Here is a 17,754-nt window from a genome sequence, read left to right on the forward strand (position 1 = left end):
ATGGGGCATTTAACGCCAAAGGATGAGAAACGCATCATTAAGCTGATTGAGGAATGGTCAGAGCCGAAGCTGACCTGGCCTTTGCTTGTTGAGGCCTGCAAAGAAAAACTGAGTATCAGTCGTGCTCGCCAGTCCCTGATGAATCTACCTGCCGTGGATTTAGCGATGAAGAATCGCAAGGCGGCATTGAAGGCTCAGAAGCTAGAGCCGGGCTGGATTGCCGATATCCAAGCAGCCAACGAGCGCATTGAGGAACTGAAAGCGACCAACCAGAAGCTGTTAGCTGCTGTTCGAGATATGCATAGCCGTTTTTTGATCTGGCAAGCTAATGCAGACATGCACGGGTTAACGCAATCAATGTTGGAGCGGCCGGTTTCACAGCTTAAAAAGAAGTGAGACATCACTGACTAATGACTACTCGCAGCCGGGGTGGTCCAGTCATACGTGTGCAGCACATTACCGTGGCAAGGGGTACGCGAGCTCGAACGGACGATGGCTTATTATCGCTCGGGCAACTCGGAGAAAGTCGAGCCCCTGCAGCCTAATGACAAGGACATGGCCTTCACCTTGGCGTGAGCTTGATCGAAAATTTGCGGGTTAACTGGCTTGAGGCAGTAGGCCGGATGTTGACCCCGCCTCGTTCGAGCCAATCGAAAATGCGCTTACCATCGATAAGCGACCTATATATGACGTCGTTATATGTGAATCGCTAGGGTTTCATCCTTCCCCTTTGTGGCGTGTTTGGCTTCAGGCTGATGTGCTTGTCGTGTCCACCTTGCCACCTTTTCAAGCGGTGGCGGATGCGAGGAAAAACAACGCGTTAGGTGCTTGGTTTTCCCACTTTCTAGCCAAAAAAGGAGGACAAAGGGCACCGATTTGGCCGGGCCAGAAAATCTGCGAATCGCACGGGCCTGTCGACCGTGATCAGAGAACTATGCGCTGGAGGGACCCAGAGAGGCTTCTATGCGGTGGTCAGTCTTTCAACCACGGAGGGGTGATACCTAGATCGCTATATACGCCTTCCAAAATAGATCGCTCGAAAGGCCAGCGGCCGGATAAAGATGATGTGTTTCTCTTTGCTAGGTAATACACGAGTGTTATGGCGTCTAGCTCGAATACTGGCTGGGCAGCGGCTCTGGTTGGTATGCGGTCACTAATAGTGCTAGCGAATTTTGCCAGAAAGCCATTTAGATTTTTACCAAAGTCGCCTTTGATAAGAGGCCTGAGTTGGTCTATGAGGTATTCGTTTTCTCTGGACTTGTCGCTGAAATTTGTATCGGGTAGGTGATGTCTATTAGCAGCGGTGAGTTTTTCCTTTATTTCCTCCAGATTGGCTAGCGCTGCTAAAGAACTAGTCTGAGCTCGAAGTAACATCTCATCAGTAGTCTCCATAAGAGCCATGCTCTTAGCAAAAAGACGATGCACCTCAGGTTCGCTGGTTATGTTTGATTTATAAAGGGTGTCGTGGCTTAGCTCGGCGTAGGCGTGTTGGAGCAGTGTTCGTATTTGGACTTCACACTTGGTTCCGACTGGAATTTCTACGTCGTTATAAGTGAGCGGGGTTACGGATGTCAGAATGAAGTGGGCCGATTGGTAGTCGAATATTCGAGGGTCGGCACGTTTCCATTCATCAAACTCTTTGCTGGTCGACGCTGTCCAGCGGTCTGATTTTTTGATTAGATTTGCTAGCTTTGAAATTTGATCGGTTAGCCCTAGCACATAGCGGATGCCAACTTTATCTGTTACATCATCGTATATGTCTGCGAACCATCCTCTATTAAGGATGAAGGCCTTTGCTATGAGGGATGTTTCGCTTTTTATGCGTATTGCAGGTGTGATTTTTATCCAGTGCTCGAAGGCGCTCTGGCCGTATTCTTTAATTAGTGAGCTGTTTATTTCGGAAATGACATATTCGCCCCATGCGCGTAGGCATGGGGTCTCATTCCTAAAACGGTCAAGATACTCTTGCTCAGTCATGTGTCCTGGCTCATCAGGACCCCCTTAATTTTTAGGGTGGTATCTATTTCATTTGACTCCAGCACCTGGATAAGTTCTGAAAATTCGTCTGCCGGGGCTGTAATTTTTACATTGCTGGTGAAGTTTAGCTTGCGACGAGCAAGTTTTCTATTGATTAGCTTAGTGTCTTTTGTTACAGCGGAGTCAGGGAATCCTTTATTTTCCATATAAAAGGAAAATTCATCGGACTCTTCGTTGCCTAAGTACTTTTTGGCGAATTCAGAAACTTCTATTGTTGTGGATTGGTCTGTCTTTAGATAAGTGTAGAGTGCTTGCTGTAGGTCTATTTTGCGCTCGGGTTCGATGTCCATGCCGCTGATGAATTCGGAGGTGTAGTCGAAGAAGTCTCGCGTGCGTTGCACAGCATTTTCGGGGATTTTTAAACCGAGGAAGCCAGAATAGAAATATTTGGCAGCCTGCCTGTCGTCGTTGGATTTGATGTTGCTGTCAAAGACATGGGCATTCAATTCGTCAACAGGGCCAGTCGCTTTGGCATTTTCTTCGTAGAAAATACCTATTTTATATAGTTTTGACTGCGGGGTTAAAATGAGATTTTCAAGGTATGCGAGAGTGATTTTTCCGTCTTCTTCAGTTTCAGTGAATCCAGCTTGCTGTTCCGCCTTGATTATGACCAGGCATCTTCTTTTTTCTGTTCCGGTTGTGCCGGAAATTATTACCAATGTGCCACCTGGCCAGCGTTTGCTGGCATGAATTGTAGTGTGGTGATGTGCAATTGCTGCCGAGGTGGTGATGAAGGTTTTCTCATTTGCCAGAATTAATTGCTTCGCATATTCGTAGCAGCTGGCGGGTGTTTTGTTGGCAACATCCATGGCTAGCGAGCCTGAGCCAGTTCCCAAGACTTTGCTAACCCTGTCTTGCAAAAGTTGCTTGCCGGTTGGGTCGAGCGTAGTTAGCTCTAAACTGATGGTGGCAGGCACAGCGCCATGGTCATTGGGCTTGTGTACGTTGTGAAGGATGACTCGATTAAAGCTTAGGTTGCTGAATACGTCGCTCATGTTATGGGTTCCTTTTGAGTGCCTTATCGTAAATGCGCTTTGATACGCTTGGGCTTTCCTGAGCGAGCTTGTTAAGTGCAATCTCTGCTTCTTTTATTCGAGCCTCGGTTTGTTCGGCTGGTAGGGTGCTAGCGAGCTCAAGTTGTCTGCGGACTTGGCCATACCCCGCGCCTGCACTGCGGTGACGATTTGCCCGTTCATCTAGTTTCAGGAAGGTCTGCAGTGAGGTAAGTATCGCAGCTGATAGAGTTAGCAAGCCTAGTGCTAACTTTTAGCTTTGCTCTAGCTCTGCAGCAATTGTTGTTGTCCCTGCAATGGCTGTTATCCCAACAACTATTACCCCTAGCCATGTGTGGCGACTTTCTAAGCTTTCAGTCATTAAATGATGTGATAGTTGGGACTCACGCGCGCGTTTCAGCCAGCGCTGCAGTACATCATCAATTGTTTTGAAATCTGGGGTGTGGCTCATGCGTCTTATATCCATCCCGAACGTGTTTCGTGAAATATGAATGGTGAGGGATGGGCAAGCATTGCTAGACATCCCTTTCTAATCCGTGGTCTGGAATCTAGCAGAGGTAGCCGTCAGCGAACTACTTCAATTGTGGGCAGGATGGGACGGGGTGGCTTGGGATGTAGACGTTATGGGCCAGGCTAGGCGAGCAGCACACCGAATAAACCTACTCCCCTGCAATCATTTTTTGACCCTCTTGCCCAGCCCCGCCGCCGCTGGCTTGAGCGGTAGGGGCTGGGGTTGGCCTATCTCGCTTATGTCTTGGCGCCAATCGTACCCTTTGAGTTATGCGGGCGGTAAAACCACATCAACTAGCCAGGTGCCAAAACGCTAGTTCTATGGCCCAGGATTTCGCAAAGGCATCCGGGCAGCAGCTTTTGGCCGTCTCCTGCCTGATGTCACAGGCTCAGAGCGGCCAAAAGTGGGCGTTCGAATTGGTCCGCTTTCACCCAAAGCTGAGCCTCTCATCACACCTTACCGCGCGCTAGCGACTCCCGACGCACTACTGACGGTGGCTTCCCGAACCAGCGCTGACAGGCGCGAGTCAAAACGGACTCTTCCGCAAAGTCCAGCAACTGCGCCACCAACGAAAGCCGATATCCGCTTGCACGAGTAATGGGCTGGTAAAGTCGCGTGGCGCCGTATCCTTCAACATCTCAAAGGTCTGCCCGTCATCATGAAGACGTCGTTGCAGGGGGGCGCAGGCGCAGTATGCGCGCAACGACCACCAGATTGATCGGCCCAACCCTCATTTGAGTACGCAGGATCTGTGAACTGGCCTGGTGATTCCAGACGTCGTACGTGAATGGCATATCATGGGCTACGAGTCGCTGGGCTGGTTTCCGGTGAATCCGATGACCCTGGTGTCAAAAAGCATCGAGTCGTTGCCATCGACTCCGGCCCGCCTATCTCAACGTGAGTGAAGTTCCCATAAGGCGAAAGGATCTCAGAAAGTCTTGTACAAGGAGTAGCTGTGAAGTTGGAAGAATTGATTTACGGCGCGCTGGTCTCACTAAGCAAGGCGCATACGGGTGAGGTAGCATTTTCGCCGAATTTTGATACAGCAAAAAGTGGCAGGCAAATGAGTGTTAGTAGTGCCACCGAAAATAAAATCAAGCTTGTATCGTCAGCACTTCTAAGACTGGGTTGGCCGGGCACTATTAAGCTTGACTTGAAAGAGCATCACAATTTAGTTAAAAAAGCAGTAATTGAGAGGTATGACGGCTTTTTAAATTTCGGCACATGTCCGTGTGCAATTAGATACCTGTTGCCTGCTTACCTGAAAGGGGAGATAAAACAGCTAGTTACGGTGTTTGCATCTACTTTGCCAAAAGATTTTACATGTCATTTGCCTGCTGCGCCTACTGGACTGGAGCGTAATGGGCCTTTTGTTATTGGCCCTGTTACGATGCTCAATAGCTTAGACTGGCTCGATTCTATCGATTTCCCTCCCGCTGCGCTTGGTTATATGGGGGTGGATAATTCTGATTGGCGTGAGAATTTAAAGGCAGCTTTAGTTGATAAGAGCTTGCAATTAAATCCTTTGAGCGCTTCGCTTTATGGAGTTGTAAGTAAATCCAAGTGCATGATAAGTGTCACTACTTCAAGTTATGGCCAAGCACTCTCTCGTAAGCTCTCTACGATTTTGGCACGAACTACGCTTGATTCGATATCATTAGTTATAGGAAACCCTAAGCTTTTTAGGAGCTTTACTCTTTACACCGAAAGAAGACCTCCAGTGTTGACTCATAGTATAGTCGAGACAAATGGGTTTCTTTGGCATGCGGGCCTTGAATTGTCGGATGAGGTAAATCCCTTCCTACTCCGCCCTCAGGATTTGGATGAGAGTCAGAATAATTTTTTTGAAGCAGTATCCAAAATATTGACAGGCCTTGTCGGTGATGGTGATGGTTGTCCGGGCCTTTGTCAGAGATGGTCGACAGCACTTGATTGGCATGGGGAAGCATGTCGAGAGATGAGTGATCAGATAGCGATTGCGAAGTTTGGGACGTGCCTGGATGTATTGAGCAGTGGGGGTGGGAAAACACGCGCTATTGCAAAAATGGTTTCGAATCTCACGAAAATTCCTGAAGACAAAATAGTAGCGAATTATGATGGGGAACTGTCTCTCTATGACACCATAGTCAAAATATATGAGTATGGGCGATCTGAGATTTTGCATGGTAACAAAATAGATAGAATGACTTCTTTTGAGGCACTAAGAGGGATTTCAGAGTTCTTTTCAAGAGTTGTGCTTATTAAGTCCGCTCTAGCGTTTTCAGCCTATACAGGATCTGATTCGGCGAAGGCGTTTTGCGATATGTGAGTCGCCCCTACTGTCGTAAACAGTTTCAAGCGTCAGCTTTAGGGGTGGAACCTACACTAGGCAAGTGTCTGCTTCTGGCCGATTCTGTTGAAAAAGTCGGTTTCTGAGAGCGCTGTTGTTCGGCAGCTCAAAAAACGCTCGATTTCGGTGTTACTACGTAAAAACCAAGACAGCTCCATCTTCTGAGCTAACCAGATTTCAACGTCGCTAACGCTCTTTCATGGTCAAAAAACGCGACGGGCCTTTTTCAACACAATCGGCCGGTTTCTGCCTGTGGCCAACCGGCTGAAGTCGGCCAAGAACGGCCATCTAGGCGCAGAGCCTGAGACAGGCTATGGTCGCCTCTGGGCTCAATACGGCGAACAACAATGTCTGTTGCTGACGCGATCTCTAGACGACTAAAACATATGAGCAAGGGAAAGCCTTTTTCCCGCATGGTTTTTGCTCCGCTTGGTTCTCGTGCTGCGGTCGATAAAGCACTTTCCAGGCTAGTAGAGTCAGGCGGCTTGGAGCGCATTGTTCGTGGTATCTACATGAGGCCCAAGGTCAGCAAATATGCCGGAAGGGTTCGACCCAGCCCACTGAGCGTCATGATGACCATCGCCAAGGCGAACGGCGAGACGATTCAGATACATGGAGCAGAGGCAGTCCGTCGATTAGGTCTCAGTACGCAAATGCAGGTAGTGCCGACTTATTACACCAGCGGTGCCACGCGCGATATTAGGATTGGCAATGCGGTGGTTCGCCTTCGGCATGTGTCCCGTGACCGGCTACAGCAAGCAGGAACGAATGTAGGCACAGTGCTCACTGCTCTCTACTACATCGGTAAAGACGGACTCTCCTCTCAGGTCGCTTTCAAGATTATCACCGTCCTTAACCGTGACGACATAAACAGGCTCAGAAACTGCCGAATGCCAGTATGGATGCGGTCGGCTGTGCATGAGGCTGCTGCGAGCATCGCGAATCTGCAGTATGCCAAAGCGCTGAAACACGCCATTAATACGTTTGGCAATCAGCGACTTGCCGAGGAGTGGCTTCGGCGCCCGTGCAGGTATTTGGACGGCGACGTGCCTCAGGACGTTATCGATAACCCTGCACGATTTCAGGCTATCGAGACGTATCTGACAGGTATCAGACATGGGGTCTATCAATGAACCCATTTCCCTGGCTGGGCTCATGATATGCATGGTGGCTCGACCGTAAACGGCGAGGATTCCGTCTACGGCCAGCCGGCTGGACGATCACCTAACAGAAGCTTGAAGCCCTTATACGTCACGGTTCAATTGAGCAACCAGCCTGGAAAAGATCGGTTGCTCTCTTCTGCCGGTTGGTTTCTCCAAAAGAATTTTGTACGACTATCGCGTAGAGAATTGCGCACTCCCCCCGCTGACGTCCAGGCCGGAGAAGGTGTCAAGATGAAGCTCAACCTAGTACTCGACCACGATGCCATTTTCGAGCAGTTGTCAAAACCGAAGGATAAACTAAACCGGATATCGTAGTAGCTTCGTGCGACTGCGGAAGATCACGCCCATCGGTGATGGGGACCTTACACCTCGACAAGAGGCGCTCATGGGAAGGCTTACAAAAAGTTAGGTTTTGGAGCCTAAATTGACCCAAAAACTGCTAAAGCTAACTAAAACCCCATTCATGAAACAGACTCTAGAGGAAAATGATGCTGATCAGGCTTGAAAGCCAGTGAACATGAGGCTCAACCTCCTGATCGCTAAACGTAACTAAATCCTAATAGCGCAGATAGCCTTATTGAGCCATGGTGAACCTAGCGTCAGTGACTGATGAATAGAACGGGCCGGGCCCGGGCCAGGCCATGCGCTGCGCCGACATTGACCATGATCAATACCGGCGGGCGGAAAAAGCCTGATTGTCTGGAGCTGGAACGCTCCCGCGTAACCGGCAAAACTACCTCAATGCACGATCCAGGTCCAGCCAAGCAGGACTGGCACTTTGCCACAACTCAAGGCATGCTAGCCGCCCTTCGGGCGTCCGGCTTATAGTGCACGTCGCGCCAGCCCAGCCAAACCGCAGGATCACAGCTTGTTCAACGTCATTCCGCCACAGCCCGCGCGCGCCACAGCCCCTGGGCCGGCCTATCCTTTGCGCGGCACACTCAAAGGCGCACTGGCAACGCTGGTGCTGTTGCTCCTGGCCCTGTTGTTCTGGCAGTTGCTGGATCAACTGCAGCAAACCCGCAAGGACCAATATCAACATGCCATCGACTACAGCGCCGACCTGGCCGACCACCTGAGCCTGAACCTGGCGCTCAATGCCCAGATTGCCCTCAACCTGCTGCCCATAGTCGAAGCCCCCCAGGATGCCCAGCAACAGCAGCAACTGCTGCACAAGCTTCAGCGCTCCCTGCCGGACGTGCGCAGCTTTGCCCTGCTGGACGCCAAGGGCCAGATCCTCGGCGACAGCGCTACCGACAGCCAGGATGCTCCCTGGCTCGCCGATCTGGTCCAGCGCAGCCGCTCCCAACGTTATTACTACAGCAACCCGGCCGACGGCTCGGTGGTGCATGTGCTGCTGCGGCAGGCCAGTGGCGCGAGCCACGGCTTCTGGGTCCTGCGCATGGCCCCCAGTTTCCTGCAGACCCTGGTGCGCCAGAGCGAGGAAGGCTTCAAGCCGACCTGGGTGATCGAGAATCGCCTGAGCCGCCAGGTGATCAAGCGTGACGAGCGCAGTACCCCCACTCCGGGCATGCTGGACCCCGACGAAGTGGCCAGCAGCGTCCTGCTGGTCCCCCTGAGCAACAGCGACTGGCAACTGCGCGGCCTGTTCGACGAGCGCGCGGTGATCGAGGAACTGCTGCCGGCCTTTATCGGCAAGTGCCTGCTGGGCCTGGCCTTCTCCCTGCTGCCGGTGATTGCCCTGCTGAACATGCGGCGCCGCCAGCGCCAATTGCATGAGGGCCGGCGGCGCTACCAGGACATTTTCGAAGGCACCGGCGTAGCCCTGTGCGTCCTGGACATCGCCGGGTTGCCGGGGGTTCTCGAAAAACATCACCTGCACAACAGCGACCAGCTCAAGCAGTGGCAGAACGACCACCCGGACCACCGCCGCCAATTGCTGCAGGAACTGCGCATCACCGAAGTCAACCAGGTGGCCCTGCGCCTGCTCAATGTCGAATCCAGCGACCAGGCCTGGCAACTGTTGATCGAGGGCTGCCCGAACAATGGCAACGCCATCGGCAGCCAGTTGCTGGAAGCCGTGGTCAGCCAGCAGAAACAGCTGGAGCTGGAAATCAAGCTCGGCGACGCCCAGGGCCACGACCAGCACCTGTGGCTGGTACTGCGCCTGCCGGAAGACCTGGCCGACTACAACGCAGTGATCCTCAGCATCAGCGACATCACCAGCCGCAAGCTGATCGAGCTGTCACTGCTGGAGCGCGAAGGCTTCTGGTCGGATGTGGTGCGCACCGTACCCGATCACCTGTACGTGCAGGACGTGATCAGCCAGCGGATGATCTTCAGCAACCACCACCTGGGCCAGACCCTGGGCTACAACAAGACCGAACTGCACCAGATGGGCGAGTACTTCTGGGAGATCCTCCTGCACCCGGAGGACGCCGATCTCTATCACCGCCTGCGCCAGGAACAACGACATTCGGCCTATGCCCAACTGCTGCAATGCCAACTGCGCTTTCGCCATCGCAGCGGTCAATGGCGACGCTTCGAAATCCGTGAACAGGCCCTGGCCCGGGATCGCTACAACCAGGTGACGCGGATCATCGGTGTAGCCAAGGACATCACCGACCAGATCGAGGCCAGCGAATCCCTGCGTGACAGCGAGCAACGCTACCGCATGCTCGCCGAAAGCATCAGCGACGTGATCTTCTCCACCGACAGCAAGCTCTCGCTGAACTACGTCAGCCCTTCGGTGCACGCGGTGCTTGGCTACGACGTGGAGTGGATTTTCCAGAACGGCTGGCAGTCGACCATTGCCAACCCGCAGCAGTTGACCGGCATCTATACCCTGATGGACCGAGTCAGCAAGGCCCTGGACAAACCCGAGCAACTGGCGCAACTGCGCAGCCAGGTGCAGACCCAGCTGTTCCTGTTCGACTGCCTGCGGGCCGACGGTCGCAAGATCCCCATCGAACTGCGCCTGGTGCTGGTCTGGGACGAGCATGGCGCCTTCGAGGGCGTGCTCGGCGTGGGTCGCGACATCAGCCAGCAGCGCCGAGCAGAGAAAGACCTGCGCATGGCGGCCACGGTATTCGAGCATTCGACCTCGGCGATCCTGATCACCGACCCCGCCGGCTACATTGTCCAGGCCAACGAAGCCTTCAGCCGGGTCAGCGGGTACGCGGTTTCCCAAGTGCTCGACCAACTGCCGAACATGCTCACCGTGGATGACCAGCAGGAAGCCCACCTGCGCTATGTGCTCAAGCAGTTGAACCAGCACAGCACCTGGGAAGGCGAAGTCTGGCTCAAGCGCCGCAATGGCGAGCACTACCCGGCCTGGGTCGGGATCACCGCAGTGCTCGACGACGAAGGCGACCTGGCCAGCTACGTGTGCTTCTTCAGCGACATCAGCGAGCGCAAGGCCAGCGAACAGCGCATCCACCGCCTGGCCTACTACGACGCCCTGACTCACCTGCCCAACCGCACCCTGTTCCAGGATCGCCTGCACACCGCCCTGCAATCGGCCGAACGGCAGAAGTCCTGGGTGGTGCTGATGTTCCTCGACCTGGACCGTTTCAAGCCGATCAACGACTCCCTGGGCCATGCCGCCGGCGACCGCATGCTCAAGGAAATGGCCACTCGCCTGCTGGGCTGCGTCGACGATGACGACACCGTGGCGCGCATGGGCGGCGACGAGTTCACCTTGCTCCTGCAACCGCGCGCCAGCCGTGACATAGCCCTGAACCGGGCAATCCACGTGGCCGAGCAGATCCTTGCCAGCCTGGTGACACCATTCGTCCTGGAAGGCCGCGAGTTCTTCGTCACCGCCAGTATCGGCATCGCCCTGAGCCCTCAGGACGGCAACGAACTGAGCCAGTTGATGAAGAACGCCGACACCGCGATGTACCACGCCAAGGAACGCGGCAAGAACAACTTCCAGTTCTACCAGGCCGACATGAACGCCAGCGCCCTGGAGCGCCTGGAACTGGAAAGCGACCTGCGCCATGCCCTGGAACAGGAAGAGTTCGTGCTGTATTACCAGCCACAGTTCAGCGGCGACGGCAAACGCCTGACCGGCGCCGAGGCGCTGCTGCGCTGGCGCCATCCGCGGCGCGGGCTGGTGCCGCCGGGAGATTTCATCCCGGTCCTCGAAGAACTGGGGCTGGTGGTGGATGTCGGCGACTGGGTGATCAGCGAAGCCTGCCGCCAGCTCAAGGCCTGGCACCAGGCCAAGGTGCGGGTGCCAAAGGTTTCGGTGAACATCTCGGCCCGGCAATTCTCCGACGGCCACCTGGGCATGCGCATCGCCACCATCCTCAAGGACACCGGCCTGCCGCCGGCCTGCCTGGAGCTGGAGCTGACCGAGAGCATCCTGATGCGCGAAGTCAGCGAAGCGATGCAGATCCTCGACGGCCTGAAGAACCTCGGCCTGAGCATCGCGGTGGACGACTTCGGCACCGGCTACTCCTCGCTGAACTACCTCAAGCAGTTCCCCATCGACGTGCTGAAGATCGACCGCACCTTCGTCGATGGCCTGCCGTCCGGCGAGCAGGACGCGCAGATCGCCCGGGCCATCATCGCCATGGCCCACAGCCTGAACCTGGCGGTGATCGCCGAAGGGGTGGAGACCCATGAACAACTGGATTTCCTCCGCGAGCACGGTTGCGACGAAGTCCAGGGCTACCTGTTCGGCCGCCCGATGCCGGCCAACCGCTTCGAGGCCCAGTTCAGCAACGACGCCCTGTTCATGTTCGATTGACCCCGACCCTCTGTAGGAGCCGGCTTGTCGGCGAAGGCGCTCTCAGGGGCCTCTTCGCTGGCAAGCCAGCTCCTACGGGAGCTAAGCCGTGACGTGAAGGCCACTTGTCTGCGACATGATGTCCTTTCATATGCCATCTAAAACCCATTGGGTTAGAATGCCTCCCTTTTCTGCCCCCGATCCTTGAGGACCGCCATGTTCAGCCGTGATTTGACTATTGCCAAGTACGACGCCGATCTCTTTGCCGCCATGGAGCAAGAAGCTCAGCGTCAGGAAGAGCACATTGAGCTGATCGCTTCGGAAAACTACACCAGCCCTGCGGTGATGGAAGCTCAAGGCTCGGTGCTGACCAACAAGTACGCCGAAGGTTATCCGGGCAAGCGCTACTACGGCGGCTGCGAATACGTCGACGTGGTTGAACAGCTGGCCATCGACCGCGCCAAGGAGCTGTTCGGCGCCGACTACGCCAACGTCCAGCCTCACGCCGGTTCCCAGGCCAACGCGGCCGTGTACCTGGCCCTGCTGCAAGGCGGTGACACCATCCTGGGCATGAGCCTGGCCCACGGCGGCCACCTGACCCACGGTGCCAGCGTTTCCTCCTCCGGCAAGCTGTACAACGCCGTTCAATACGGCATCGACGCCAACGGCCTGATCGACTACGACGAAGTCGAGCGCCTGGCCGTCGAGCACAAGCCGCAAATGATCGTGGCCGGCTTCTCCGCCTACTCGCAGATCCTCGACTTCCCGCGTTTCCGCGAGATCGCCGACAAGGTCGGTGCCTACCTGTTCGTCGACATGGCCCACGTGGCCGGTCTGGTCGCCGCTGGCGTCTACCCGAACCCGGTGCCATTCGCTGACGTGGTGACCACCACCACCCACAAGACCCTGCGCGGTCCACGTGGCGGCCTGATCCTGGCTCGCGCCAACGCCGACATCGAGAAGAAGCTCAACTCCGCCGTATTCCCGGGTGCCCAGGGCGGCCCACTGGAGCACGTGATCGCCGCCAAGGCCATCTGCTTCAAGGAAGCACTGCAGCCTGAGTTCAAGGCTTACCAGGAACAAGTGGTGAAGAACGCCCAGGCCATGGCCGAAGTGTTCATCGAGCGCGGTTTCGACGTGGTGTCCGGTGGTACCAAGAACCACCTGTTCCTGCTGTCGCTGATCAAGCAGGACATCTCCGGTAAAGACGCTGACGCCGCTCTGGGCAAAGCCTTCATCACCGTGAACAAGAACTCCGTGCCAAACGACCCACGCTCGCCGTTCGTCACCTCCGGCCTGCGCTTCGGTACTCCGGCCGTGACCACCCGCGGCTTCAAGGAAGCCGAGTGCAAGGAACTGGCCGGCTGGATCTGCGACATCCTGGCAGACCTCTCCAACGAAGCGGTGATCGACGCCGTACGTGAAAAGGTCAAGGCCATCTGCAAGAAGCTGCCGGTATACGGCGCTTAATCAACCCGCAGATCGCAGCCCCAAAAAAGCCCGGCCCTGTGCCGGGCTTTTTCATGCCCGCAAGACCACCATCAGCCGCAACTACCCGCTTGCGCCTGAAACGAGCCAGGGCCCCGGAACAGACGCAACCCTGGCTACTGGCAACAGGCTTGCAACCCGAGCGCCCAATCTGCCGGGGCAATGGCCTGGATTTACCGGACAGGCGCCAAAGGCCGAACGACTGGTAAGACCGGTCATGCCAATTTTTATATTTCCTCTTGTAAACCCGCAAAACCCGAGCGTAGACTGCGCCTGCACTGGACATACCGGTAAGACCACAATAATTAAGTCCTCCATCCGCAATGCCTCCCAGGCTCGCGGCAGACAGGACACCGACCAGGATTCCTCCCCATGCTCAGATGGTGCTCGCGTTCGATTTTCCTCCAGGTTGTTCTCGGACTGATGCTCGGCATCGTTTGCGGACTCACCCTTCCCGAATACTCCTCACAGCTCAAACCGCTGGGCGACGGCTTTATCAAGCTGATCAAGATGCTGATCGGCCTGATCGTGTTCTGCGTGGTGGTCAGCGGCATTTCCGGTGCCGGCGACCTGAAGAAAGTCGGCCGCATCGGCCTGAAATCGGTGATCTACTTCGAGATTCTCACCACCATCGCCCTGGTGATCGGCCTGATCATGGCCTTCAGCACCGGCATCGGCAGCGGCGCCAACATCCACCTGGAGCAGTTGTCCACGGCGGACATGGGCGACATCGCCCAGCGCGGCCAGCACATGCACACCACCACCCAGTTCCTCATGGACTTGATTCCCACCTCGGTGATCGGCGCCTTCGCCGAGAACAACATCCTCCAGGTGCTGCTGTTCTCGGTGCTGTTCGGCAGCGCCCTGAACCTGGTGGGCGAGGCGGCTTCCGGCATCTCGCGCCTGATCAATGAGTTGAGCCACGTGATCTTCCGCATCATGGGCATGATCGTGCGCCTGGCGCCCATCGGTGTGTTCGGCGCCATCGCCTTCACCACCAGCAAATACGGCCTGGATTCGCTGCAGCACCTGGGCAGCCTGGTGGGCCTGTTCTACCTGACCTGCTTCGCTTTCGTCGCGGTGATCCTGGGCATTGTCATGCGCGTCTCGGGCCTGCGCATGCTGCCCTTCCTCAAGTACCTGCGCGAAGAACTGCTGATCGTCCTCGGCACCGCCTCCTCCGATGCCGTGCTGCCGCAGATCATGCGCAAGCTGGAGCACCTGGGGATCGGCAGCTCTACCGTGGGCCTGGTGATTCCCACCGGCTACTCGTTCAACCTGGACGGCTTCTCCATCTACCTGACCCTGGCCATTGTCTTCATTGCCAACGCCACCGGTACGCCGCTGTCGATGTCGGACCTGCTGACCATCCTCCTGGTGTCGCTGATCACCTCCAAGGGTGCCCACGGCATTCCCGGTTCGGCCCTGGTGATCCTGGCGGCGACCCTGACCGCGATCCCGGCGATTCCGGTGGTGGGCCTGGTGCTGGTGCTGGCAGTGGACTGGTTCATGGGCATCGGCCGCGCCCTGACCAACCTGATCGGCAACTGCGTGGCCACCGTCGCCATCGCCCGCTGGGAGAAGGACATCGATGTGCAGCGCGCCAACAAGGTCCTGAGCGGTCAGCAAGGCTATGCCTTCCAGCCGCGCAAACCCCTGGCAGCCGCCCACCAGCAGGAATTTTGATCCAACCTTGTGCCTGCCCCGGGCAGGCACAACAATCAGCGCGCACACTTCGCGCTACCGACAGTTCATGGAGTCAACAGTGATCAGCTCGTCAACGGTTGTGAATTCAGTGGTAGAAAAGCTCCGGGCCGCCCTGGCCCGTGGCCAGTGGCGCTCCGGCGACATGCTGCCTGGGCAACGTGAATTGGCCGAGCAACTGGGCATCAGCCGTCCCAGCCTGCGCGAAGCGGTGATCGTCCTGGAAACCCTGGGCCTGGTGCGCTCCATGCCCGGCAAGGGCGTGGTGGTGCTGGAAGCGCCCCTGGACGAAGCACAGAGCAGCGACTCGGTGGCCGGCGCCAGCCTCGAAGATGTGCTGCAACTGCGCTACACCCTGGAGCCCTTTATCGTCGGGCTGGTGGCGCAATCCATCAGCAGCAAGGAAGTCGGCCAGTTGCGCCTGACCCTGATGGACATGCGCGAAGCCCTGGAGGCCGGCGACAGCGAGGCTGGGGTCAACGCCTACATCGCCTTCCACGAAGAACTGTTCACCCTGACTTCCAACCCGATCTTCCAGAACGTGGTGCAGCAGACCAGCAATGCCCTCAAGCAAAGTGCGCAGATCCTGCGTAACTCGCCGGAGCACCTGGCCGAGCGCCTGGAGGAAAATGAAGCGGTGGTGCGGGCGATCCGCAACAAGAACAGTGCCCTGGCCAGCGCCGAGATGCGTCGGCACATCCTCCAGGAAGGCCAGCGCATGGGCATCGAACTGAATATTCCGGACGATCACCTGGGCCCCAACGCCTCGTAATCACCCCCGTGTCAGCAACTGGACTGGAGACAGGCCATGGTCAGCTACGCCCTGAAAAACAACCCCTTCACCCGGGTGGCCAGCCTGCCCCGGCGGCCGTGCGGCGAAAAGAAACTGCTGGTCGATGACGTCTACCCGCAGATCTTCGACGCCATTCTCGAACTGCGCATCGCCCCCGGCAGCCGCTTCACCGAGGACAGCCTGGGCCAGGCCTTCGGCGTCAGCCGCAGCATCATCCGCCAGGTGCTGGCACGCCTGTCGCACCAGCAGGTGATCATCCTGCGGCCCAATCATCGGCCCCAGGTAGCGGCGCCGGATCAGGAGCAGACCCGGCAGATCCTGCACGCTCGGCGCCTCACGGAAACCACCTTGGTACACCTGGCCTGCCAGCAACCCCGGCAGCAGCTGCAGCCCCTGCGTCAGTTGATCGCCCGGGAGCGCGAGGCCATCGAGCGTGATCAGCGCGGACCGGCGATCCGGCTTTCCGGGGAGTTTCACTTGCAACTGGCACAGATCGCCGGCAACGGGCCCCTGGCCCAGTTCCTCGGCAGCCTGGTGCCGCTGACCTCCCTGGCCATCGCCCAGTTCGGAGGCCTGGCCCGCCACTCCTGTGCCTGGCAGGAGCACTCAGCCCTGGTCGACGCGTTGCAGGCGGCTGACGCCAGCAAGGCCGAGAGCCTGATGAACCAGCACCTGGATCATCTGCAGCTGCGATTGCTGGGCGACCTGTAGCAGCCGGCTGGCTGGCGCAACCTACTGCGCCAGCATCCGGGCGAACCCTTCGCGGATCTTTGCTTCCGGCAGGTCATCGGCGATGAACACCATTACGCTCTCTCGCCCCTCCTCTGCAGCCCACTCGGTGTCCCAATCGAAACCGTAGAGCTTGAGCACGCCCTGGAACACCATGCGCCGGGGTTCATCGATGATGTTCAGTACGCCCTTGTAGCGCAGCAACTGCTTGCCGTGGTCTTCCAGCAGCTCATTCATGAATTCGCTGAGGCAGTCCAGGTCCAGGGGCTGCTCGGTGCGCAGCACCAGGCTGGAAATCCGATCCACCGAGGGAGCCTTGCTCACTGGTCGCAGGCTGATGCCGCCGCCCAGGTCGGCATTGAGGTTGAAGCCGCGGACATCCAGCAGCTCGGCCAGGTCGATCCTGCCGTGCTCCACCACCCGGATAGGCGCCCGGCGGTTGATCCGGGTCAGGCGCTGGCTGAGGGCTTCGAACGTTGCCTCGTCCACCAGGTCGCGCTTGCTCACCAGCAGCCGGTCGGCAAAGCCGATCTGTGCCTGGGCAATGGTGTGAGTCAGGTGGAACTCGGCGTGCTTGGCGTCCACCAGGGTGATGATGCCGTCGAGGAGGTAGCGCTCGCGCAGCTCTTCATCGATGAAGAAGGTCTGGGCCACCGGCGCCGGATCGGCCAGCCCGGTGCACTCGATCACCAACCGGTCGAAGGCGATCTCGCCGCTGTCCAGGCGCTCCAGCAGCAGGTACAGGGCCTTGGTCAGGTCAGTGTGGATGGTGCAGCAGACGCAACCATTGGACAGGGTCATGACCTGTACCGGCTCGTCCCCCAGCAACTGGGTGTCGATACCGGCGTCGCTGAATTCGTTTTCGATCACGGCGATTTTCAGGCCGTGCTCGGCCTTGAGCAGGTGGCGCAGCAAGGTGGTCTTGCCGGCGCCGAGAAAACCGCTGAGCACAGTGACGGGAATAGGATTTTGCAAAACAGGATCTCCCACGCATAAAACGCAGGAGCCGGCTTGTCGGCGATGGCGTCCGAAGAATCGCTATCGCCGGCAAGCCGGCTCCTACCTGGGTGTGGCTCAAACGCTGTGTTTCAACAGCACTTCGGACCGCCCTTGCCGCCGTACCGGGCTTCCTGGCGTTCACGGAAGAACGCCTCGTACGACATCACCGGCTTGTCCGGGTGCTTGGTTTGCATATGCTCGACGTAGTTGTCGTAGTCGGGCATGCCGACCATCAGGCGCGCGGCCTGACCGAGGTATTTACCGAGGCGACTCAGGTCATTGAACATGCTTG

The 17,754-nt window shown here is 57.0% G+C and carries 13 protein-coding genes and 2 pseudogenes; 9 read left to right on the plus strand and 6 right to left on the minus strand.

From position 1 onward, the window contains the following. Entirely contained in the window at nucleotides 1–396 is a 396-nt protein-coding gene (locus U873_RS0115915; protein WP_025129202.1) for a hypothetical protein, read from the plus strand. Nucleotides 397–972: 576 nt separating this feature from the next. Here U873_RS0115915 and U873_RS34770 read toward each other — a convergent pair. Genes U873_RS34770 through U873_RS36680 form a run of 4 tightly spaced genes read right to left on the minus strand, consistent with a single transcriptional unit; the run spans nucleotide 973 to nucleotide 3,501 of the window. Further along, complete coding sequence (locus U873_RS34770; protein ID WP_025129203.1) at nucleotides 973–1,977, minus strand: GTP pyrophosphokinase family protein; 1,005 nt, start codon at nucleotides 1,975–1,977, stop codon at nucleotides 973–975. Continuing rightward, entirely contained in the window at nucleotides 1,974–3,032 is a 1,059-nt protein-coding gene (locus tag U873_RS0115930; protein ID WP_025129204.1) for a nucleoid-associated protein, read from the minus strand. The genes U873_RS34770 and U873_RS0115930 overlap by 4 nt, the downstream gene beginning before the upstream one ends. Before the next feature lies 1 nt (nucleotide 3,033). After that, nucleotides 3,034–3,288: an SLATT domain-containing protein gene (locus U873_RS37580; protein ID WP_115658615.1), complete on the minus strand. Its 255-nt coding sequence runs from the start codon at nucleotides 3,286–3,288 to the stop codon at nucleotides 3,034–3,036. Between the two features lie 15 nt (nucleotides 3,289–3,303). Beyond that, entirely contained in the window at nucleotides 3,304–3,501 is a 198-nt protein-coding gene (locus U873_RS36680) for a hypothetical protein (RefSeq protein WP_157838092.1), read from the minus strand. Nucleotides 3,502–4,516: 1,015 nt separating this feature from the next. Between U873_RS36680 and U873_RS36685 the strand changes: the two genes are divergently transcribed. From U873_RS36685 to U873_RS0115960, 8 genes and pseudogenes are all read left to right on the plus strand, one after another. Next, nucleotides 4,517–5,869 (plus strand): hypothetical protein, encoded by a 1,353-nt coding sequence (locus U873_RS36685; RefSeq protein ID WP_157838093.1) that lies wholly within the window; start codon nucleotides 4,517–4,519, stop codon nucleotides 5,867–5,869. A gap of 368 nt (nucleotides 5,870–6,237) precedes the next feature. Further along, a pseudogene (locus tag U873_RS0115935) lies at nucleotides 6,238–6,819 on the plus strand (DUF6088 family protein); the annotation flags it as partial. A gap of 3 nt (nucleotides 6,820–6,822) precedes the next feature. Beyond that, a pseudogene (locus U873_RS37075) lies at nucleotides 6,823–7,023 on the plus strand (antitoxin Xre/MbcA/ParS toxin-binding domain-containing protein); the annotation flags it as partial. Between the two features lie 898 nt (nucleotides 7,024–7,921). Next, nucleotides 7,922–11,770, plus strand: a complete 3,849-nt coding sequence (locus U873_RS0115940; RefSeq protein WP_025129206.1) for a bifunctional diguanylate cyclase/phosphodiesterase — start codon at nucleotides 7,922–7,924, stop codon at nucleotides 11,768–11,770. A gap of 195 nt (nucleotides 11,771–11,965) precedes the next feature. Beyond that, nucleotides 11,966–13,219, plus strand: a complete 1,254-nt coding sequence (glyA, locus tag U873_RS0115945; protein WP_025129207.1) for a serine hydroxymethyltransferase — start codon at nucleotides 11,966–11,968, stop codon at nucleotides 13,217–13,219. Nucleotides 13,220–13,609: 390 nt separating this feature from the next. Continuing rightward, nucleotides 13,610–14,923 carry a C4-dicarboxylate transporter DctA gene (locus tag U873_RS0115950; RefSeq protein ID WP_025129208.1) on the plus strand — a complete coding sequence of 438 codons (1,314 nt, stop codon included), beginning with the start codon at nucleotides 13,610–13,612 and terminating at the stop codon, nucleotides 14,921–14,923. Between the two features lie 79 nt (nucleotides 14,924–15,002). Further along, nucleotides 15,003–15,713, plus strand: coding sequence for a FadR/GntR family transcriptional regulator (locus tag U873_RS0115955; protein ID WP_025129209.1), 711 nt, complete (start codon nucleotides 15,003–15,005; stop codon nucleotides 15,711–15,713). 36 nt (nucleotides 15,714–15,749) lie between these two features. Next, entirely contained in the window at nucleotides 15,750–16,445 is a 696-nt protein-coding gene (locus tag U873_RS0115960; RefSeq protein WP_025129210.1) for a GntR family transcriptional regulator, read from the plus strand. 21 nt (nucleotides 16,446–16,466) lie between these two features. On the opposite strand, the gene yjiA is transcribed toward U873_RS0115960, so the two are convergent. After that, nucleotides 16,467–17,438 (minus strand): GTPase, encoded by a 972-nt coding sequence (gene yjiA / locus U873_RS0115965; protein ID WP_025129211.1) that lies wholly within the window; start codon nucleotides 17,436–17,438, stop codon nucleotides 16,467–16,469. A 113-nt stretch (nucleotides 17,439–17,551) separates the two neighbouring features. Then, nucleotides 17,552–17,749, minus strand: a complete 198-nt coding sequence (locus tag U873_RS0115970; protein ID WP_007937254.1) for a YbdD/YjiX family protein — start codon at nucleotides 17,747–17,749, stop codon at nucleotides 17,552–17,554. Nucleotides 17,750–17,754 lie beyond the last annotated feature (5 nt).

Origin of the sequence: Pseudomonas sp. PH1b, assembly GCF_000633395.1 — a bacterium.
GTDB lineage: Bacteria > Pseudomonadota > Gammaproteobacteria > Pseudomonadales > Pseudomonadaceae > Aquipseudomonas.